Origin of the sequence: Enterobacter sp. BNK-29 (assembly GCF_048684785.1) — a bacterium.
GTDB classification, from domain to species: domain Bacteria; phylum Pseudomonadota; class Gammaproteobacteria; order Enterobacterales; family Enterobacteriaceae; genus Enterobacter; species Enterobacter cloacae_M.
The window spans coordinates 2,173,898-2,193,486 of record NZ_JBLQTU010000001.1; the positions used below are offsets into that span (position 1 = coordinate 2,173,898).

General features: G+C 53.6%; 18 protein-coding genes and 1 pseudogene. 8 read left to right on the plus strand and 11 right to left on the minus strand.

What is annotated here, in order from left to right:
* Positions 1–104: 104 nt before the first annotated feature.
* A complete protein-coding gene (locus tag ACMGGX_RS10410; protein ID WP_420298345.1) occupies positions 105–1,061 on the plus strand; it encodes a polysaccharide deacetylase family protein in 957 nt (318 codons plus the stop codon).
* A gap of 23 nt (positions 1,062–1,084) precedes the next feature.
* On the opposite strand, the gene ACMGGX_RS10415 is transcribed toward ACMGGX_RS10410, so the two are convergent.
* From ACMGGX_RS10415 to rfaD, 6 genes are read right to left on the minus strand one after another with little or no spacing between them, the layout of a single operon-like run.
* Entirely contained in the window at positions 1,085–2,296 is a 1,212-nt protein-coding gene (locus ACMGGX_RS10415) for an O-antigen ligase family protein (RefSeq protein ID WP_420298346.1), read from the minus strand.
* On the minus strand, positions 2,284–3,192 hold the full coding sequence (locus tag ACMGGX_RS10420) for a glycosyltransferase family 2 protein (RefSeq protein ID WP_420298347.1): 909 nt from the start codon (positions 3,190–3,192) through the stop codon (positions 2,284–2,286). The genes ACMGGX_RS10415 and ACMGGX_RS10420 overlap by 13 nt, the downstream gene beginning before the upstream one ends.
* A gap of 5 nt (positions 3,193–3,197) precedes the next feature.
* Positions 3,198–4,307: a glycosyltransferase family 9 protein gene (locus ACMGGX_RS10425; protein WP_325760693.1), complete on the minus strand. Its 1,110-nt coding sequence runs from the start codon at positions 4,305–4,307 to the stop codon at positions 3,198–3,200.
* Between the two features lie 3 nt (positions 4,308–4,310).
* Positions 4,311–5,294, minus strand: coding sequence for a lipopolysaccharide heptosyltransferase RfaC (gene rfaC / locus ACMGGX_RS10430; protein ID WP_325760694.1), 984 nt, complete (start codon positions 5,292–5,294; stop codon positions 4,311–4,313).
* A 3-nt stretch (positions 5,295–5,297) separates the two neighbouring features.
* Positions 5,298–6,344: an ADP-heptose--LPS heptosyltransferase RfaF gene (gene rfaF, locus ACMGGX_RS10435; protein ID WP_032661897.1), complete on the minus strand. Its 1,047-nt coding sequence runs from the start codon at positions 6,342–6,344 to the stop codon at positions 5,298–5,300.
* A gap of 2 nt (positions 6,345–6,346) precedes the next feature.
* On the minus strand, positions 6,347–7,279 hold the full coding sequence (gene rfaD, locus ACMGGX_RS10440) for an ADP-glyceromanno-heptose 6-epimerase (RefSeq protein ID WP_008502707.1): 933 nt from the start codon (positions 7,277–7,279) through the stop codon (positions 6,347–6,349).
* A 215-nt stretch (positions 7,280–7,494) separates the two neighbouring features.
* On the opposite strand from rfaD, the gene kbl reads away from it, so the two are divergent.
* A complete protein-coding gene (gene kbl, locus ACMGGX_RS10445) occupies positions 7,495–8,691 on the plus strand; it encodes a glycine C-acetyltransferase (RefSeq protein ID WP_032661893.1) in 1,197 nt (398 codons plus the stop codon).
* A 9-nt stretch (positions 8,692–8,700) separates the two neighbouring features.
* A complete protein-coding gene (gene tdh / locus ACMGGX_RS10450; protein ID WP_023309906.1) occupies positions 8,701–9,729 on the plus strand; it encodes an L-threonine 3-dehydrogenase in 1,029 nt (342 codons plus the stop codon).
* Positions 9,730–10,182: 453 nt separating this feature from the next.
* Here the strand turns inward: tdh and ACMGGX_RS10455 are convergent, their stop codons facing one another.
* Together ACMGGX_RS10455 and ACMGGX_RS10460 are read right to left on the minus strand one after the other, a co-directional pair.
* Positions 10,183–11,097: a hypothetical protein gene (locus ACMGGX_RS10455; RefSeq protein ID WP_032661890.1), complete on the minus strand. Its 915-nt coding sequence runs from the start codon at positions 11,095–11,097 to the stop codon at positions 10,183–10,185.
* Positions 11,098–11,112: 15 nt separating this feature from the next.
* Positions 11,113–12,317: pseudogene (locus ACMGGX_RS10460) on the minus strand (glycosyltransferase).
* Between the two features lie 205 nt (positions 12,318–12,522).
* On the opposite strand from ACMGGX_RS10460, the gene ACMGGX_RS10465 reads away from it, so the two are divergent.
* The gene (locus ACMGGX_RS10465) at positions 12,523–13,323 is read left to right on the plus strand and encodes a glycosyltransferase family 2 protein (RefSeq protein ID WP_181594133.1); all 801 of its coding nucleotides are present in this window, start codon (positions 12,523–12,525) and stop codon (positions 13,321–13,323) included.
* Positions 13,324–13,326: 3 nt separating this feature from the next.
* Here ACMGGX_RS10465 and ACMGGX_RS10470 read toward each other — a convergent pair whose 3' ends face one another.
* The 3 genes from ACMGGX_RS10470 to gpmM are packed head-to-tail and all read right to left on the minus strand — an operon-like array spanning position 13,327 to position 17,100.
* Positions 13,327–14,259 carry a divergent polysaccharide deacetylase family protein gene (locus ACMGGX_RS10470; protein WP_181594134.1) on the minus strand — a complete coding sequence of 311 codons (933 nt, stop codon included), beginning with the start codon at positions 14,257–14,259 and terminating at the stop codon, positions 13,327–13,329.
* Between the two features lie 3 nt (positions 14,260–14,262).
* Positions 14,263–15,522 carry a murein hydrolase activator EnvC gene (gene envC, locus ACMGGX_RS10475; RefSeq protein ID WP_229231479.1) on the minus strand — a complete coding sequence of 420 codons (1,260 nt, stop codon included), beginning with the start codon at positions 15,520–15,522 and terminating at the stop codon, positions 14,263–14,265.
* 33 nt (positions 15,523–15,555) lie between these two features.
* Positions 15,556–17,100 (minus strand): 2,3-bisphosphoglycerate-independent phosphoglycerate mutase, encoded by a 1,545-nt coding sequence (gpmM, locus tag ACMGGX_RS10480; protein WP_181594135.1) that lies wholly within the window; start codon positions 17,098–17,100, stop codon positions 15,556–15,558.
* 247 nt (positions 17,101–17,347) lie between these two features.
* Between gpmM and ACMGGX_RS10485 the strand changes: the two genes are divergently transcribed.
* From ACMGGX_RS10485 to gpsA, 4 genes are read left to right on the plus strand one after another with little or no spacing between them, the layout of a single operon-like run.
* A complete protein-coding gene (locus tag ACMGGX_RS10485; RefSeq protein ID WP_023309913.1) occupies positions 17,348–17,779 on the plus strand; it encodes a rhodanese-like domain-containing protein in 432 nt (143 codons plus the stop codon).
* A gap of 11 nt (positions 17,780–17,790) precedes the next feature.
* Positions 17,791–18,042 carry a glutaredoxin 3 gene (gene grxC / locus ACMGGX_RS10490; RefSeq protein ID WP_023309914.1) on the plus strand — a complete coding sequence of 84 codons (252 nt, stop codon included), beginning with the start codon at positions 17,791–17,793 and terminating at the stop codon, positions 18,040–18,042.
* Positions 18,043–18,074: 32 nt separating this feature from the next.
* Positions 18,075–18,542 carry a protein-export chaperone SecB gene (secB, locus tag ACMGGX_RS10495; RefSeq protein ID WP_003860835.1) on the plus strand — a complete coding sequence of 156 codons (468 nt, stop codon included), beginning with the start codon at positions 18,075–18,077 and terminating at the stop codon, positions 18,540–18,542.
* Positions 18,542–19,561, plus strand: coding sequence for an NAD(P)H-dependent glycerol-3-phosphate dehydrogenase (gene gpsA, locus ACMGGX_RS10500; protein ID WP_023309915.1), 1,020 nt, complete (start codon positions 18,542–18,544; stop codon positions 19,559–19,561). The genes secB and gpsA overlap by 1 nt, the downstream gene beginning before the upstream one ends.
* Positions 19,562–19,589 lie beyond the last annotated feature (28 nt).

The following is a 19,589-nucleotide window of genomic DNA, read 5'->3' on the forward strand; positions in this document are numbered from 1 at the left end:
CTTGCACTCTTTCTCCATAATCTCAGTAATTTCCCAGGAAGGGTTTACTCACGCTTTGGAGAGTGCGTAACATAGCGCTAACTTTCCTGTCTTGCGGACTCATTATGAACAAACCAGCGTTTATCATCACAATTGATACTGAGGGCGATAATCTCTGGCAAAATCACCGCGTCATTAAAACGGAAAACGCGCGCTATCTGGCGCGGTTCCAGGCGCTTTGTGAGCGTTTCGGCTTTAAGCCCGTGTGGCTGACCAATTACGAGATGGCGATCGAGCCCGTTTTCATCGAATTCGCCAGGGACGCGATCGCCCGCGGTCAGGGCGAGGTGGGGATGCACCTTCACGCATGGAATAGCCCGCCGGAACACGATCTCACGGGAGATGACTGGCGCTGGCAGCCTTATCTGATTGAGTTTTCGGATGAGGTGATGCGCGAGAAAGTGCTGTTTATGACCCGCCTGCTGGAAGAGACATTCCAGACCAAAATGTTAAGCCACCGTGCCGGACGTTGGGCATTTGACAGTCGCTATGCAAAATTGCTCGTTGAACTAGGGTACCAGGTTGATTGCTCCGTGACGCCACGCGTGAACTGGCGCAATGCGAAAGGTGCTCCGCAGGGTAATGGCGGAACGGATTATCAGCATTTCCCCGACCACGCCTATTTCATGGATTTAGACAATATTTCCCGGGCAGGCAATAGCCCATTGCTCGAAGTTCCCATGAGCATCCAGTATAAACACCCGGCCTGGTTGAACACGATCAAACAGGGTTACGACAGGCTTCGCGGTAAATACCGCTCACCCTCGGTTAACTGGCTAAGACCGTCCGGTGGGAATGCGGCGCAGATGATTCAGGTTGCACAGCAATGCCTGTCTCAGGGAAGTGAGTACGTAGAGTTTATGCTTCATTCGTCGGAATTTATGCCTGGCGGAAGCCCCACGTTTAAAGATGAGGCGGCGATCGAAGGGTTGTATCGGGATTTAGAAATGCTCTTTAGCTGGTTGTCTGATAAGACGGTAGGAATGACGCTGGCGGAGTTTTATCAATACAAGAAAAAATAATGCCCGCGACGCGGGCATTATCATTAGCGTTGCCTGGTTTGCGAAAAAGGTGTACTCAGCGCAAACACGGTGACAAAGAAGATTAAGGCTTCTGAACTCAACAGTATGACGTCCGTCAGGCCATAGAGTAATAAAAGAAGCATGGTCGTCAGCAGCAGGCCATTCCTGTTTTTAAGTGCGTAAACGATCATCGATATATAGAAAAAGAATAATATCGCCAGCCCGGGGATCCCCTGCAGAGAATATTTTTCAATAAACTCATTATGTAGATGCACCCTGATATAATCGAGTGCGGATGCAAGATGTGGATGTCCATTTTTCACATATTGCTGTGTCCATACTTCGCGGTCTTCAACTGACTGCCCCAAAGGATGGGCAAGTCCGTTTTGAATACCAACACTCCACATAGAGAAACGTGCGCCGAGCGAGGTTGCATCATCACCTTTTTGGTAACTTTCGACTTCAACTTGTGTTTGTTGGATCTTAGGTAAAATTAATGGCTTGTAGCTAACGATAACAATGCCCGCCACAATACATAAGAAAATCAGCGTTGATTTAAGGTGTATTCTTTTGAAATGATAAAGCGTGAGTACAATCGCCAGGATCAAATATAGTCCCATTGCGGCACGCGTGCCCGTTAGAAGAATAACAAAATAAGATATTAAGATGATGAGTCCTGCGGCTACATACAGTTTTATATTTTTCTGTAGATAAAGGCTGTATACAAACGCCAGCGACAGTACAGAGTAAACATAGGCCGACACGGTCGCACGGTTTATGGCCATCTCAATACGTCCCATACCCTGTGATGCCTGCCATAAGCCATAGCCAGTGGCAAGTATAAACCCTGCGCCAGAGGCGTATAAGAAATATTTCTGAAAGGATATTTTGTCAATATAAGACTTAAACCGGTCAAGATAGAAAATGAGAATACTTGCCAGAATCAATTTTTTACTTGCACCAAGATAATCGCTATAAACGTTCAGACCTTCGCTATGGTATTCATACACCATGTACCAGCAAAGATTAAGTAACCCAATGAGCAAAATCGGTAGTGCGATAGAAAAAGGACGCACTGTGATTTTTTTATATTCGCACGCTAAGCCGATAATGCTGGCATAAATTGCAATATAGAAAAACTCTCGCTGCTTACCTGAACTCAGCAGCGCCAGCGCAAGCGAAATAAGGCTCAAAATCAGCGTCAGCTGATAAAGCCGCAGTTTTACTTTTTCCATAATGCCTCAATGACCCTTTTTTTGTAGCTGAAACGTACATCTCTGGAGAAGAAGAAAGAGAGAGAATAAAGTGCATTAACCCGCTGTTTAACCAGTTTGAGTTGCAGGTCAGTCAGATGCTGCCGATGGTTTCTGTAGATATCAAACCAGTGACAATTAACAAGATGCGTAAAAGAACGAGGGAACGTTTTTTCCATTTGCAATGTGCAATCAACCAGCGTAGCGATTTTACTGGCGTCGAGACGACTCGACAAACTATCGTTACGTTTGATGTAATAATAGTGTCCCTGACGCTGATAGACTATTTTACTCGCTTGCATCAGCATGCCGGGAAATACGGCGAAATCTTCATAGCAAACCATCGAAGGAATCGGGTTATTTACGTACAATTTCCGATGAATAAATTGACCGATGAGATGTGCCTGAAAATCTTTGTGCTGCAGGAACCGCTTTATTGCCTCATGTTGTGACAAAGCAACAGGAGCGAACCCCTGCCAGTCGGCTGTCATTTTTTTGGTGTCGCGAATTTCCAGCAGGCGCGTCAGGAGCATATCAGGGCGCTCTGTTTTGAGAAACGCCACGGCGTCCCTGATGCTGCCCGGTTTCATCCGATCATCGCTATCCAGCATGGTAATGTATTCACCTGAGGCCAGCGAGAGGGCACTGTTTCGAACATGACCTACGTTACGGTACTCAACGTATCGGGATTGCGCATTCGGAAGCGTTGGCAGCCACGCTTCAATAATATCCTGTGTTGAGTCATTGGAACTGTCGTTAAAGATAATGATCTCTACATCATCGCCCGCTCCTTCAATCGCGTTTTGCAGGCTTTCTAACGTAGTGTGAAGCGTATCTTTGGCGTTATGCGCGGCAATAATGATGCTTAGAAAAGCCATAATAATTAGTTTTCCTGAGCATCAAAGGAGTATGCAGTTGCGTTAATTGTTGGTAACTCGCAAATAAAATTTTTGAGGTCACGTAGCGCTTCGTCTGTTACAGAGAAGAGTTCTTCCCGGCTCTGTGAGAAGTAATATCGTGTTTCAAAAACATATGAGCAAATGTTGTCATCATTACCAATCAGCAATACGTTGCCCAGCGGACGTTGTTCATAGTGACAACAAGGCCCAAACAGCAATACCACTGGTACATCAACAGCATCAGCAATATAGACATTCCCCGAGTCAGACGCGATATAGCAATCCATTTTAGAAATGGCCCACGGCAGCTCTTCAAGCGAGATTTTGCCAATCAGGTTAATAAAGTTGGGCAGTTCACCATAAGCGCGGGTGATATCGTCCATCCACGATTGTTCATTCGGGGCGCCAAACACATAAAATTCGCAAGGCAGGTCGGCGAGACGATCGGCAATTTGCTTCCAGATGACCGGCGGAACGGTTTTCGCTTTATTTCCCGCGGCTACGCTGATGCCAATGCGGATCACGCCGGGTTTATCGAGGATTGCCGGATAGGTCGCCGGTTTGAAAAGCGGCTTTGTGGCGTGCTTTGGCGAGTCTTTCCAGGTTAAGGTGCGATCGGCCAGTTTGAGATAGTTCGTGACCGACAGCGTCTTTCTGCCGTGTTCAACAGTGCCGTCTGCCGTTGCATAGAAAATACCGTGATACCATCTGCGCGTGTAAGTGCTTAAAAACTGTTTATTTTTAGCGTTACATACGGAGGCGAAAAAAAGGTTCACGCTGTTGGGTTGCAGGAGATAGACATTGTCATAGCGGTTCATGATCCGGCAGGCAAAGACCAGCTTTCGCCACAGGTTACGCTTATGCTGCTCGATAAAAAAAATCTTATCGATCGTCTCATCATGCTTTGCCAGCGCACTCACGCTACGACTGATAAGCACGTCGCTTTTTTGCAGGTATGCCAGGAGGGGCGTTGCATTAACAAAATCGCCGATTTTTGCTGTCTGAATGACCAGGTTTTTACCTGTCTCTTTGCGGAACAGCTTCCGGATAAGCTTCACCGGAAAGAGTAAAATCAGCAGAAATACGTAACTCATGCGTTAGATATCCCTGTTGGAAAGCCAACGGCTGCCCTGTAAAAATGAAAAAATAGCATCTGCGCTGATATCCTTTGTTTGCTGGGTCGGGCTGACCATCTGATGCTGGTTTTTGCCGTAACCCCCGATCAATCCAGGATCGGTCGGACCAAAAATCGTAATATTCGGACGATCCAGCGCCGCGGTTAAATGGCTTAGACCTGTATCAACGGAAACAACAGCATTCGCTCCCGCCAGCTGCGCGGCAACCTGCGCCAGCGTGAGTTTCGGCAATACCTCGACCTGTGAAAAACCTGCTGCCAGACGCTCTGCACGCTGCCGCTCATGTTCGGCACCCCACGGGAGTTTAATATGGATGCCGGTGGGTTGCATTAGTTCAATCAGGCTTCGCCAGTGCGATTCCGGCCAGTGTTTATCGTCGCGCGTTGTGGCATGCAGGAAGACAAGATAAGGCTGAACACAGGGATCTGTATTGCGCAAAAAGTGCTGCGCAATGGCGTAGTCGCCCTGGGTTTCCGGTTTCGCGTAGCCCAGGCTTTTTGCAAACAGCTCGCGGGTACGTTCGACGGCGTGCTGTTGCTTTGCGATGTGGTGGCGACGATTATAGAACAGGCTCGCCAGCGGTTCGCGGGCGGTGTGCCAGTCCATGCCGTGCTTTACGCCGTGTGCCAGACGCGTCACCAGCGCAGCGCTTTTCACCAGCCCCTGGGCGTCGATGATAGCGTCGTAACGCTGCGCCTGCACCGCCTCACGGAAGGCCTTGCGTTCGGCTTTAATCGGCGCGGAGAACCACGCTTTGCGCCAGCGGCGAATCGCCACCGGTATCACGCGGTCAACCGCTTCATGCCAGGTGGGGATCTGCGCGAAGCCTTCTTCCACCACCCAGTCAAAACGAATGCCGGGAACGGCCCGCATGGCGTCCGTCAGTGACGGGAGCGTATGCAGAACATCGCCCATCGAAGAAGTTTTAACGATAAGTACCCGCATTCGTTATCCTTCTTCGCTCAACAGCAGTTCGTTAAGCTCTTCGAGAACGCGCTCTGGCGTAATGTCGATCAGGCTCTGATGGTAGCCTTCTGCGGCATCGCCCTTGCGAACTTTATGGTAGCCGGTGATCAGGCGAATGACGCGCGCTTTATGAGAAAGCGGGGGCGTGAAGTCCGGGCTACTTGGGCCATACAGCGCCACCAGCGGGCGGTTGAGCGCGGCAGCGACGTGCATCAGGCCCGAATCGTTACTGACCACGGCCTTACAGGCGGCGATCAGAATAACCGCCTGTTCAAGCTGCGTTTCTCCCGCCAGGTTGCGGCACCAGGCCTGCTGTTCATTACTGAGCGTAGCGAGAATTTCGTTGCCTGCCTCGTGGTCCTTTGCCGAACCGAACAGGACAATCTGGTAGCCTTCGTCAATCAGCTGTTTCGCCAGCTCCGCATAGTGGTAGTGCGGCCAGCGTTTTGCCGGGCCGAACTCGGCGCCAGGGCAGAAGCCAATCATCGGGCGTTCAGACGAAAGACCAAACGCGTTACAGGTCTGGGATTTTTCACCGTCGTTGACCTGAAGCTGTGGCCATAGCAGAGGCTGCGGCAGATCTTTCGCACTGCGCATCACGCCTTTGTCGTAGGCCAGCGCCACATAGCGCTCCACCATCAGCGGCCAGGCCTCTTTATCCAGCACCCGCGCATCGTTCAGCAGGCCGTAGCGCATTTCACCGCGCCAGCCGGTGCGATGTGGAATACCCGCAAAAAAGGGCACCAGGGCGGATTTAAAGGAGTTTGGCAGGACATACGCCCGATCGTAGCGCTTCTCGCGCAGGCTATGGCCGAGTTTACGGCGTTCGCCAATTTCCAGCGCCCCGTGGCCAAGCGGCATCGGGATCGCCTCGTTCACTTCCGGCATACGCGACAACAGCGGACGGCACCATGCGGGTGCCATCACGTCGATTATCGCCTGGGGATAACGCGCCTTGAGCGTGCGATAGAGACTTTGCGACATCATCATGTCGCCCACCCATGACGGGCCGATCACCAGAATCTTCATACTTACGCGTCGCGGTTCAGCCAGGCCATATATTCCGTTACGCCTTCGGCAACGGTCTTGAACGGCTTGTCGTAGCCTGCGGCGCGCAGGTTGGTCAGGTCAGCCTGGGTGAACGCCTGATAACGGCCTTTCAGCTTGTCAGGGAACGGAATGTACTCGATGCTGCCTTTTTTGTGATACGCCAGCGTTGCGTCAGCCACCGCCTGGAAGGACTCCGCGCGACCGGTACCCAGGTTGAAGATGCCGGATACGCCGTTTTCCCAGAACCACAGGTTCACTGCGGCAACGTCGCCCACGTAAACGAAGTCGCGCTTAAAGCCGTCGCTGCCTTCGAACAGTTTCGGGCTTTCGCCGTTATTCAGCTGGGTGTTCAGGTGGAACGCCACGCTCGCCATGCTGCCTTTGTGGCCTTCGCGCGGTCCGTAGACGTTGAAGTAGCGGAATCCGACAATCTGCGAGTTCGCTTCTGGCAGCACCTGACGCACGTACTCGTCGAACAGGAATTTGGAGTAACCGTAGACGTTCAGCGGCTGCTCGTACTCGCGGGACTCGATGAAGTCAGAGGTGCGACCGCCGTAGGTTGCCGCGGAAGAGGCATACAGGAACGGAATTTCACGCTCCAGGCAGTAGTGCAGGATCTCTTTGGAGTACTGATAGTTGTTGTCCATCATGTACTTACCGTCCCACTCGGTGGTGGAAGAGCACGCACCTTCGTGGAAGATGGCTTCGATCTCGCCGAACTCTTCGCCTGCCATAATCTGGATAAGGAAGTCTTCTTTATCCATGTAGTCAGCGATGTTCAGATCCACCAGGTTGACGAACTTGGTGCCGTCTTTCAGGTTGTCAACCACCAGGATGTCGGTGATGCCTTTGTCATTGAGAGCCTTAACAATATTGCTGCCGATAAAGCCCGCGCCGCCGGTAACGATGATCATAACTGTAACCTTTGAAGTGTGGAGCCCGGGGACAATCCCGGACGCTAATGTCTCTATCATATCATTAGTATGGCTGCCCTTCAGCCATTCACCTTCACAGCGCAGGGGTACGCGTGATTTATGCTGCAAAAACGACAAGAGATGACGTGTCATCTCGTCATGAACTATAGGTTTGGGTAATATGTCCCGAAATTTGCCGAGTCTGGAGAATTGCAATGCGTGGTGATTTTTACAAACAGTTAAACAGCGACCTCGACACCGCACGTGCGGAAGGGTTGTTCAAGGAAGAGCGTATTATCACGTCTGCCCAGCAGGCGGACATCACCGTTGCCGACGGCAGCCATGTGATCAACTTTTGTGCGAACAACTATTTAGGTCTTGCGAATCACCCTGAGCTGATTGCCGCTGCAAAAAACGGCATGGACACCCACGGTTTCGGCATGGCCTCCGTACGCTTTATCTGCGGTACGCAGGACAGCCACAAGCAGCTTGAGCAAAAGCTGGCGAGCTTCCTCGGAATGGAAGACGCGATTCTGTACTCCTCCTGCTTTGACGCCAACGGCGGTCTTTTTGAGACTCTGCTTGGCGCAGAAGATGCCATTATCTCCGACGCCCTGAACCACGCCTCCATCATCGACGGCGTACGCCTGTGTAAAGCGAAGCGTTTCCGCTACGCCAACAACGACATGGTCGAGCTGGAAGCGCGCCTGAAAGAGGCTCGTGAAGCGGGGGCTCGCCACGTGCTGATCGCCACCGACGGCGTGTTCTCCATGGATGGCGTGATCGCCAACCTGAAGGGCGTTTGCGACCTGGCGGATAAATACGACGCGCTGGTGATGGTCGATGACTCTCACGCGGTCGGTTTTGTCGGCGAAAACGGCCGCGGTTCCCACGAATACTGTGACGTGATGGGCCGCGTGGACATCATCACCGGTACGCTGGGCAAAGCGCTCGGCGGCGCGTCCGGCGGCTATACCGCCGCGCGTAAAGAGGTGGTCGAGTGGCTGCGCCAGCGCTCCCGCCCGTATCTGTTCTCCAACTCCCTGGCGCCGGCCATTGTTTCTGCCTCCATCAAAGTGCTGGAGATGGTGGAGTCCGGCGCTGAGCTTCGCGACCGCCTGTGGTCCAACGCCCGTCTGTTCCGCGAAAAAATGAGCGCCGCAGGGTTTACCCTGGCCGGTGCTGACCACGCGATCATTCCGGTGATGCTGGGCGATGCCGTCGTCGCGCAGCAATTTGCCCGCGAGCTGCAGAAAGAAGGGATTTACGTCACCGGGTTCTTCTTCCCGGTGGTGCCAAAAGGTCAGGCGCGTATCCGCACCCAGATGTCTGCGGCGCATACGCCTGAACAAATTGAACGTGCGGTGGAAGCCTTTACCCGCATCGGTAAACAGCTGGGCGTCATTGCCTGAGGACGTGTGATGAAAGCGTTATCCAAACTGAAAGCGGAAGAAGGGATTTGGATGACCGACGTGCCGGAGCCGGAAGTCGGTCATAACGATCTGCTGATCAAAATTCGTAAAACGGCTATCTGCGGTACTGACGTTCATATCTACAACTGGGACCAGTGGTCGCAGAAAACCATTCCGGTACCGATGGTTGTCGGTCACGAATATGTCGGTGAAGTGGTGGGTATCGGCCAGGAAGTGAAAGGCTTCCAAATTGGCGATCGCGTCTCCGGTGAAGGCCATATTACCTGCGGCCACTGCCGTAACTGCCGCGGCGGACGTACGCACCTGTGCCGTAATACCATTGGCGTGGGCGTAAACCGTCCGGGCTGCTTCGCGGAATACCTGGTGATCCCGGCGTTTAACGCGTTCAAAATCCCGGACAATATCTCTGACGATCTGGCCTCCATCTTCGACCCGTTCGGCAACGCGGTGCACACGGCGCTCTCCTTCGACCTGGTCGGTGAAGACGTGCTGGTCTCCGGCGCGGGCCCAATCGGCATTATGGCCGCTGCGGTGGCGAAGCACGTGGGCGCGCGCAACGTTGTGATCACCGACGTGAACGAATACCGTCTGTCGCTGGCGCGCAAAATGGGCGTCACCCGCGCGGTGGATGTTTCGAAAGAGAGCCTGACCGACGTGATGGAAGAGCTGGGCATGACCGAAGGTTTTGACGTGGGTCTGGAGATGTCCGGCGCGCCACCGGCGTTCCGGACCATGCTCGACACCATGAATCACGGTGGCCGTATCGCGATGCTGGGTATTCCGCCGTCAGACATGTCTATCGACTGGAACAAAGTCATCTTCAAGGGGCTGTTCATCAAGGGCATCTATGGCCGCGAGATGTTCGAGACCTGGTACAAGATGGCGGCGCTAATCCAGTCCGGTCTGGATCTGTCCCCGATTATTACTCACCGTTTCTCCATCGATGAGTTCCAGCAGGGCTTTGACGCGATGCGTTCCGGCCAGTCAGGAAAAGTGATCCTGAGCTGGGATAAGTAATCAAAAAGGGGCCTGAGGGATCCCCACAAAATAATGCTTGCATGGACGACCCCCTCTCCCTTGAGGGAGAGGGTTGGGGTGAGGGGGAACATACAGCTCTGGTGGTCATTCCGTTCACTTTATGTTCCTTGCTACTCTATGATTCTTGTATCGGTGAACGTGCCAGGGTGGCTCAGTCGCCACCACCCTGGCAACCCGGGCTCCCGGCGGTAAATCGCCGCTTCGCGGTGCCCTCAGCTTATTCCTTCAGGCTATCGGGTCGGGCATGAGCCTGCATCCATGCAGGCCACGCCCTCTCGGCGCATCCCTGCGCCTCGCCCCGGCCTTACGGAAACGCTTCGGCGATTTACAGCCGGACCAGGGCATCGCTTAAAGCCTGCAGTCATTATGAAAGCAGCTTTATTGCTTCTGCTTATAGATTTCTGGGGATTCCTCTGAGCCTGAGCCCCTTTTTTACTGATTCTTTTTCTCTTCGTCCGTCAGGTAACGCACCTTGCGGGTGTAGTCCTGGCCTTTGAACAGCAGTTTGTTATCCGGCGATTCAAGATACTTCTGCCATTCGGAGAGAGGGAAGCCGCCGTGCGCGCCAATCACCTCTTTCGGTACAACGGCTTCCTGACCACCGATCTTCTTGGAGACCGGCCAGTTCATCCAGTCGCCCAGGTTAACCGTTTTTAGATCCAGCATGTCCAGTAGCGCGGCGAGGGGTAATTGATCGGTCGGCGGCTGCGTGTCGTCCATCAGCTCCCAGGTATCCTGGAACAGCGTCAGCCACAGCGGGCAGATACGGCGCCAGGTTTTTTTTGTTGCCGCAAGAAACGCGCCGTTAACGTGATCGACCAGATACGGGCGCACCGTCTCTTTGTAATACGCCGGCACTTTCTCCGCTGGCGCACCGTCCAGCTTGGCAATCATTTTGCCCTGACGGAAGCTGGAGTAGATATGCATATCGGCCATGTTGATCTCGGGCATTTTCAGCAGGTTGAGATCGGAATCGATCATCAATACGCCTTCACCGCGCGCCTGCAGCGGGGCGTTAAGCTTCACCAGACGGCTGAGGTAGATTTGCTTATAGCGGTAACCTTCCTCACGAACCGGAAGGTTAAGCGTCACTACGCGTGTTTTCGGCGGCAGTACCCCAAAGGCGGATTCAGGCTGATCGCTGACGATGACGATTTCGCTCACCCCGGTGGCATAGCGTTCCGCGAAGGTGGCAGAGAGTAATGCTTCTTCGACGAAATCTGCGCCGGTACACGGAATCACAATAGAATCCACCGCAGCAAGCGCGCCCGTCACGGGCAGAGAGCTGTAAGGAATGTTGTGTCGCCCGGTGATATGACGATAGCGAGCATTAAGAAATTTAAACATAGTTATCTCGTTTGGTTAGTGCGCGCCAAGCACGGCTTCGACACCGCTGACATAGTTTTCGATGGCATAGTTATGACAGACGTTCTGGTATGCAGCCGCAGCCAGTCGAGCCCGCAGCTCCGCATCTGACCAGATATTGTCCAGATGCTGTGCAAGCTGTGAAACATCGCTCCAGGGGAATAGCAGCCCTGTCGAATCATGATCAATCAATTCCGCCGTGCCGGTCACCTGAGAGCCAATCACGGGGATATTGAGAAGCATCGCTTCCAGCACCACGCGCGGCAGTCCTTCGCTTTTTGAGGCGAGAATAAAGGCGTCAAACGTAGCGAGGTAATCAAAGGGGGTATTCTGAAAACCGGTGAAGATGACGCGGGATTCAATTCCCAGCGCTCGGGCCTGTTCCGCTAAAGCGCTGCGTTCGGCACCTTCGCCGACCAGCACCATTTTCCATTTCGCCTGGGGATGCTTCTGGCTGAACTGTGCCAGCGCCTCCAGCGTGTGGTGGTTTGCTTTGCGAGAAATTAACGACCCGATACTGCCGAACACAAACGTGTCGTCATCAATGTTCAGGCGCTGGCGCATCGCGCGTCGGTCAGGTAAAGGCTGGTGGATGTCGATGGCATTATTGACCGTCGTACACAGTTCGGGCCGGACGCCATGCTCAAGCAACACGCGTTCAACGCCGTGCGAGACGGCGATGATTTTTGTGGCATGGGCATTAACCAGCTTTACCAGCGGCGGGGTTAAAACAGGCTCAATGCGGCAGTGCTGGATCAACCTCGCCTGCAGGTTCGCCGCCGCCAGATAGCCTTCCTCATTTGAGCCCGGCTGGTTATTCATATAGAGCGTATCGAAACCGCCCTGCGTGAAAAGGGTTTCGATTTTGCTGACGTTAGGCCTGATGCGCCACATGATATCCACATAACGTGTAAATGCCTTGCGGGCGCCGCGTGAGAAAAACAGCAGGCTACGTCCCGCTTCCTTCAGCAATTTGGCCCAGACCGGCTGCTGGCGTTGAGGGATAACGATGAGTGGGATCCCGATGCCGTTGAGCACCTGGCCAATCGTCTCACCTTCAGCACGACTATAATCACTGTAAAAACAACAGGTAATATCGAATTTATCGCGATTAATTCGCTTCAGGAGCTCAAGCATACTGTTGGTGCCTCCCCCCATTCTTTACCCGTATCCAGGAGGAGAATTTTACTTTTGTGCGGCATGTCTGAATCCGTGTGCTACCCTTCAACTGACTGCATTATAAAGAATCTGTTGAAATAAAATAGATTTTTCTATTTTATTGCGCTTCAGGATTAGACAACATTTCAAGCGTGCTTATTTGAAAAGTGCGATTCAGGACTTTAATCGTCTCTACTCATTTATATAGTATTAATAATATTAATTTAGGCTGCTATTGAGATTGGGAAAATGTTTAAAATAACGGTCTGCTTATTAACGTTTAATTCTGAAAGATTATTACACGATGTTATCCCGCCTCTTTTGAAAATAGCGGATGAAATTGTCGTGGTCGATTCTGGCAGTACGGACAAAACACGATATATTTGTGAAAGCTTTGGACTGCAACCCGTCTATAAAAAATTTGGCTGGCATGGCGAGCAGATGAACTATGCCATATCCTTAGCCAGCCATGACTGGGTCCTGTGCATCGACAGCGACGAAATTCTTGACCAGGAAACGGTTAATGCCATTTTAACGTTAAAAGCAGACGATGAGCCAGACCCGGGAATGGCATGGCAAATATGCCGCCACTGGTTTGTTCTGGGTGAGGAAGTCCGGACGATTTATCCTGTTTCATCCCCTGATTATCCTGTGCGTCTTTTTAACCGTAACCAGTCCCGGTTTAATAACCGACCGGTAGACGATCAGGTCGAAGGCTTTCTACGTTGTGAACGTATTCCGGGTTATGTAAAACATGATACGTTTCCCACGCTGCATGAGCTTTTTAACAAATTAAATTGTTATACAACCCGCCTGGTTCAACATCAAAAAATACGGTCCTCTATTGGGCGCGGCGTAATCAGCGCCATCGGGGCTTTTTTCAAATGGTATCTGTTTAGCGGCGCCTGGCGTAAGGGCAAAGTGGGGGTGGCAACGGGACTGTATGCCACAGCCTATAGTTTTTTGAAGTATTTCAAATCCTGGTATCAGCATCAGGAAAAAAAAGAGCCCGTTGCTAACGAGCAGACGGACTCTCAGATTGCGAAATAAGCGTCAGGCTTTCTTACCCCATCCCTGCCACTGCTGCTGGACGTAATTCACCAGCGTACTGTTACTGATGCTGTCTCCGATGACGGAGAAGAAGCGGGTTGCATAGACCGGTTCAAGCGGTTGCTTAGGTACACAGCGCTTCACGCCGCGGAACGGATTACGCGGCGCTGTCGGGACAGGCTGCGCAGAATTTGGTTTAGAGGTATCCACCTGCGGCTCGTTCAGCAGATCGCTCGGACGCACCAGCGTGATATCGTCAGGCAAGGTCGGCAGCATCTGCTGCAGAACGCGAACGGTAGACGGGTGCGGATGACCGATGGCGATGGCTGAGCCATTGCGGCGGGCCAGCTGTACCGCTCGATTAAACTGCATGCGGATATCGGCTTCGTTCTGGGTATCATCCAGGAACACCTTGCGCTTAATCACCTTTACGCCCGTTCCCTGAGCGGCACGCATTGCCTGGCTGTTGCCGATGGTCATGCTGTCGAGGAAGTAGAGGTTGTAACGCTCCAGCGCCTGCATCACTTTGAGCATCCCGTACAGGCTTGATGTCATCGCGCTGCCCATATGGTTGTTCAGCCCTACGGCATATGGCACTTTGTTGTAGGCGTCGCGGATGATGCGCTCGATCTCCTCGCTGCTCATATCCGGGCGCAGGGTATCTTTTTCCAGCGGCTGCTTGCTGAGCGGGGCCATCGGCAGGTGGATCAGCACCTGATGACCGCTGCTGTGGGCTTTGGTCGCCATTTCGCGCGCGTGGGGCGCATTTGGAAGAACAGCGACAGAGATGGCCGACGGCATCGCCAGCACCTGATTTTCATAGTGTGGACGATAACCGAAGTCATCAATCACGATAGCGAGTTTACCTGCGTATACCGGTGCAGCCAGCGCCAGCGCGCTGACGACGGAGAAAACCATTCGACGAAATTGAAGCAAAACTTATCTTCCCAACCACGGCTGTGGATTGACCGCCTGACCCTGGCGACGAATTTCGAAATAGAGTGACGGGCGGCCCTGACCGCCACTGCTGCCCACAAGGGCGATGGGTTGGCCTGCGCGCACCTGAGTGCCGACGCTGACCAGCGCGCTCTGGTTGTAGCCGTAAAGGCTCATGTCGCCTTTACCGTGTTCGACCACCACCACCAGCCCGTAACCCTGCAGCCAGTCGGCCAGAATTACGCGGCCATCGGCGATGGCTTTTACTTCGCTACCTTCAGACGCACCGATAACTATCCCTTTCCAACGTAGCTCACCCTGCAGCTGTTCGCCATAGCGATGCAGAATTGAACCGCGAACGGGCCAGAAAGCCTGACCGCGAGGAGAACCCAAACCGCCGGTACGCGACATCAGGGAACGTTCGCTCTCGCTTGGCTTGTAGGTAGTGCCTTTGCGGGACGCTTCCTGCTGCTTGTCGCGAACAGCCTGCGCCTCGCGCGCCTCTTTTTCGGCGCGCGCTTTCGCCGCCGCTTCCGCACGGGCGATGCTGTTACGCAGTTTTGATTCGTTGGCGCGCATTTCGCTTAGCTGACTCTGACCTTCCTGAATGGAGGATTCAAGGCCGGAAAGGGTTTTCTTACGCTCGTTGCGAGCCTGCTCAAGCTTCGCCTGCTGGGCCTGCTGATCGTAGAGCAGCGTCTGCTGCTGGCTCTGCTTCTCTTCCAGCTCGGCTTTTTGCGTTGAGACCTCTTCGCGCGTCTGCTTCAGCTGCGCGATCGTCTCCTGACGCGCCTGGTTGAGATAGCCAAAGTAGGCCTGCAGGCGCTGGCCGCGCTGGCTCTCTTCGCCGCTGAGGATCAGCTGGAGTCCGGTATGTTCACCCTGACGGAATGCGGCATCAAGCTGTGCGGCAAGATTGCGCTCCTGCGCGTCACGCTGGCGCTCGAGTTTGGCAATCGACGCGTTCATCTCGTCGATCTGTTTATTCAACTGGGCGAGGGTGTTTTGCGTTTCACGGAGTTTACGCGTGGCGGCGGAGATCGCCTCTTCCTGCTGCTTAAGCTGGGCGAGGAGGGCGGAGCGTTGCTGTTGCTGCTGGCGTACCGCACGCTCTTTGGCGGCGATATCGGCCTGAATGGATTTCAGCTGGTCGCGGTCATCCGCGTGGGCGGATGCGGCGCACAGCAATACGCCAGCGCTGAGTGCGCTGGCGTAAAACAGAGGTCTGACTGATAACCTAAGCGGCTTCACGACCCATGTGATTGAAAAAATCGCCTTTCCCCTCATGGGGAGCGATTATTCCACGATGAACAGCGGCTTACCAGTCATCTCTTCAGGGATCGGCATACCCATCAGCGACAGCATGGTTGGCGCGATGTCAGAAAGCTTGCCGCCTTCCACTGCTTTCAGTGATTTATCACCCACATAAATCAGCGGAACAGGCAGGTTGGTATGGGCCGTGTGCGCCTGGCCGGTCGCCGGGTCGCGCATCTGTTCAGCGTTACCGTGGTCAGCGGTGATCAGCAGCTGGCCGCCAACGGATTCAACCGCTTTCGCTACCTGCTCAACGCAGTGGTCCAGCGCTTCAACCGCTTTCACTGCCGCTTCCATCACCCCGGTATGACCCACCATGTCGCCGTTCGGGTAGTTACAGATGATGGTGTCGTACTTACCGCTCTCGATGGCCGCAACCAGTTTTTCCGTCAATTCTGCAGAGCTCATTTCTGGCTGCAGATCGTAGGTAGCCACTTTCGGGGAGTTGATCAGAATGCGGTCTTCACCTTTGAACGGCTCTTCAACGCCACCGTTAAAGAAGAAGGTGACGTGTGCGTACTTCTCGGTTTCAGAGATACGCAGCTGCGTTTTGTCGTTCTTCGCCATCCACTCGCCAAAGGTGTTTGCCAGAGATGCTGGCGGATACGCGCAAGGCGCTTTGATGTCTGCGGCGTATTCAGTCAGCTGGATGAAGTCCAGTTTTACCACTTTCTTACGGGCAAAACCGTCGAAGTCGCTGTTGACGAAGGCACGGGTGATTTCACGCGCGCGGTCAGCGCGGAAGTTCATGAAGATCAGCACGTCACCATCTTCCATGGCGGCGTCGGCCTGGCCTTCAGCGCGGATCACGGACGCTTTCACGAATTCGTCGTTTTCATCACGTGCATAGGCCGCTTCCAGCGCTTCAACGGCGGTCGCGAACTGGAATTCACCTTTTGCCAGGGTCATCAGGTCATAGGCCTGTTCAACGCGATCCCAGCGGTTGTCGCGGTCCATGGCGTAGTAACGGCCAATGATGGACGCTACGCGGCCTTTACCCAGCGCGGCGAACTTCTCTTCGAAGGCTTGCAGAGAGCCTTTTGCGCTGCGTGGTGGCGTATCGCGACCGTCCAGGAAGGCGTGCAGATAGATTTTTTCCGCACCGCGCTCGGCGGCCAGTTTAACCATCGCCATGATGTGATCTTCGTGGCTGTGAACGCCGCCAGCAGAGAGCAGGCCCATGATGTGTACGGCCTTGCCAGCGGCAACGGCTTTATCGACCGCGCAAGACAGAGTTGGGTTGGAGAAGAAGGTGCGTTCTTTGATTTCAACGTCCAGACGCGTCAGATCCTGATACACAATACGCCCGGCGCCCAGGTTTACGTGACCGACTTCGGAGTTGCCCATCTGGCGGTCCGGCAGGCCCACTTCCAGGCCAGACGCGTCAATCAGCGTATGCGGACGTTTCGCCCACAGGGCATCCATGACCGGGGTTTTGGCGTTGAAAATAGCGTTATCCTGGCTATCTTCACGGTAGCCATAGCCATCCAGAATCACCAGTACCATAGGTTTTTTAGAAACCGACATTGCGACAACCTCATGCTCAAGAGTCAAAATTTGCGTAATTTTACTACAGCTGAATCGATCAAATAGCCGCAGAAGATCAAAGAAAGCGCAGGGGCAAGATGTTCATCAGACCATTTTGAGGCATTTTTTTAGGTGGCATGCCGCAGAAAATGGATTAGGTTATGGTCGCTGGCTGTATTTGCCAGAACGCACAGGTATACTCCTGTCCTGGTTTTTTTTATCACTTAGTCGGGAGTAGTTACCCTCCATGCAAGAAATTATGCAATTCGTTAGCCGCCATCCGGTTCTGAGCATCGCGTGGATTGGCCTGCTGGCTGCTGTGCTGTTCACCACATTTAAGAGCCTGACGTCTAAAATTAAGGTTATCACCCGTGGTGAAGCGACGCGTCTGATCAACAAAGAAGATGCCGTCGTGGTCGATCTGCGTCAGCGTGACGATTTCCGTAAAGGTCACATTGCGGGCGCAATCAACCTGCTGCCAGCTGAAATCAAAGCGAACAACGTCGGTGAGCTTGAGAAACACAAAGCCCAGCCGATTATCGTTGTCGATGCGACCGGCATGCAGGCACAGGAATCTGCCAGCGCGCTTCATAAAGCAGGCTTCGAAAACGTAACGGTGCTGAAAGAAGGTATTTCCGGCTGGAGCGGGGAAAATCTTCCTTTGGTACGCGGTAAATAAGGAGTTCAGTCATGGCCAATATTGAGATCTATACCAAAGCGACGTGCCCGTTTTGTCATCGTGCGAAAGCGCTGCTGAACAGCAAAGGCGTCACGTTCCAGGAACTGCCGATCGACGGTGACGCGATTAAACGCGAAGAGATGATCAAACGTAGTGGTCGCACGACGGTTCCGCAGATTTTTATTGATGCGCAGCACATTGGCGGCTGTGATGACTTGTATGCGCTCGACGCCCGTGGTGGACTCGATCCGCTGCTGAGCTAAGAGACTTTAGGACAATTAAAAAAGGTATTTCCATGTCAGAACAAAACAACACCGAAATGACTTTCCAGATCCAGCGTATCTACACCAAGGACGTCTCTTTCGAAGCGCCAAATGCGCCACATGTTTTCCAGAAAGATTGGCAGCCAGAGGTTAAACTTGATCTGGATACCGCATCTACCCAACTGGCAGATGACGTGTATGAAGTCGTGCTGCGTGTGACCGTTACCGCGTCCCTGGGCGAAGAAACTGCATTCCTGTGTGAAGTACAGCAGGGCGGCATCTTCTCTATCGGCGGTATCGAAGGCAACCAGATGGCGCATTGCCTGGGTGCGTACTGCCCGAACATTCTGTTCCCGTATGCGCGTGAATGCATCACCAGCCTGGTTTCTCGCGGTACATTCCCGCAACTGAACCTTGCGCCAGTTAACTTTGATGCGCTGTTCATGAACTATCTGCAGCAGCAAGCTGGCGAAGGTGCTGAACAACATCAGGATGCCTGATGAGCACTGTTAATGCGTCAATGACTGTGATCGGTGCCGGCTCATACGGCACCGCTCTTGCCATCACGCTGGCAAGAAATGGTCACGAAGTGGTTCTCTGGGGCCACGACCCAAAACATATCGCAACGCTGCAACGCGACCGTTGTAACGTGGCGTTTCTTCCGGACGTTCCGTTCCCCGACTCCCTGCACCTTGAAAGCGACCTTGCGACCGCGCTGGCGGCCAGCCGCAACATTCTGATTGTGGTTCCGAGCCATGTATTTGGCGACGTGCTCCGTCAGATTAAGCCGCTGATGCGCCCGGATGCGCGCATTGTCTGGGCGACAAAAGGTCTGGAAGCCGAAACCGGACGCCTGCTGCAGGACGTTGCCCGCGAAGCGTTGGGTGATGAGATCCCGCTGGCGGTCATCTCCGGCCCGACCTTTGCCAAAGAGCTGGCCGCTGGCCTGCCGACGGCGATTTCGCTGGCCTCCACCGATCAGGCCTTCTCCGACGATCTTCAACAGCTGCTGCACTGCGGCAAGAGCTTCCGCGTTTACAGCAACCCCGATTTTATCGGCGTGCAGCTGGGCGGTGCGGTGAAGAACGTGATTGCGATTGGCGCCGGGATGTCAGACGGCATTGGTTTTGGTGCCAATGCGCGTACGGCGCTGATCACCCGAGGGCTGACCGAAATGTCCCGCCTGGGCGAAGCGCTGGGTGCCGATCCGGCCACCTTTATGGGGATGGCTGGCCTGGGCGACCTGGTGCTGACCTGTACCGACAACCAGTCTCGTAACCGCCGTTTTGGCATGATGCTCGGACAGGGCAGCGATGTTAAAGGCGCGCAGGAGAAGATTGGTCAGGTGGTTGAAGGCTACCGCAATACCAAAGAAGTCCGCGAGTTGGCGCACCGTTTCGGTGTCGAAATGCCAATAACCGAGGAAATTTATCAGGTATTGTATTGCGGAAAAAATGCGCGCGAGGCAGCATTGACCTTATTAGGTCGTGCGCGCAAGGACGAGCGCAGCAGTAACTAGTCGGAATCGTTGTCACCTGAATGACCCA

Coding starts and splice junctions, on each gene's coding strand:
- ACMGGX_RS10410 (WP_420298345.1), top strand. CDS start 105: ATGAACAAACCAGCGTTTATCATCACAATTGATACTGAGGGCGATAAT.
- ACMGGX_RS10415 (WP_420298346.1), bottom strand. CDS start 2,296: ATGGAAAAAGTAAAACTGCGGCTTTATCAGCTGACGCTGATTTTGAGC.
- ACMGGX_RS10420 (WP_420298347.1), bottom strand. CDS start 3,192: ATGGCTTTTCTAAGCATCATTATTGCCGCGCATAACGCCAAAGATACG.
- ACMGGX_RS10425 (WP_325760693.1), bottom strand. CDS start 4,307: ATGAGTTACGTATTTCTGCTGATTTTACTCTTTCCGGTGAAGCTTATC.
- rfaC (WP_325760694.1), bottom strand. CDS start 5,294: ATGCGGGTACTTATCGTTAAAACTTCTTCGATGGGCGATGTTCTGCAT.
- rfaF (WP_032661897.1), bottom strand. CDS start 6,344: ATGAAGATTCTGGTGATCGGCCCGTCATGGGTGGGCGACATGATGATG.
- rfaD (WP_008502707.1), bottom strand. CDS start 7,279: ATGATCATCGTTACCGGCGGCGCGGGCTTTATCGGCAGCAATATTGTT.
- kbl (WP_032661893.1), top strand. CDS start 7,495: ATGCGTGGTGATTTTTACAAACAGTTAAACAGCGACCTCGACACCGCA.
- tdh (WP_023309906.1), top strand. CDS start 8,701: ATGAAAGCGTTATCCAAACTGAAAGCGGAAGAAGGGATTTGGATGACC.
- ACMGGX_RS10455 (WP_032661890.1), bottom strand. CDS start 11,097: ATGTTTAAATTTCTTAATGCTCGCTATCGTCATATCACCGGGCGACAC.
- ACMGGX_RS10465 (WP_181594133.1), top strand. CDS start 12,523: ATGTTTAAAATAACGGTCTGCTTATTAACGTTTAATTCTGAAAGATTA.
- gpmM (WP_181594135.1), bottom strand. CDS start 17,100: ATGTCGGTTTCTAAAAAACCTATGGTACTGGTGATTCTGGATGGCTAT.
- ACMGGX_RS10485 (WP_023309913.1), top strand. CDS start 17,348: ATGCAAGAAATTATGCAATTCGTTAGCCGCCATCCGGTTCTGAGCATC.
- grxC (WP_023309914.1), top strand. CDS start 17,791: ATGGCCAATATTGAGATCTATACCAAAGCGACGTGCCCGTTTTGTCAT.
- secB (WP_003860835.1), top strand. CDS start 18,075: ATGTCAGAACAAAACAACACCGAAATGACTTTCCAGATCCAGCGTATC.
- gpsA (WP_023309915.1), top strand. CDS start 18,542: ATGAGCACTGTTAATGCGTCAATGACTGTGATCGGTGCCGGCTCATAC.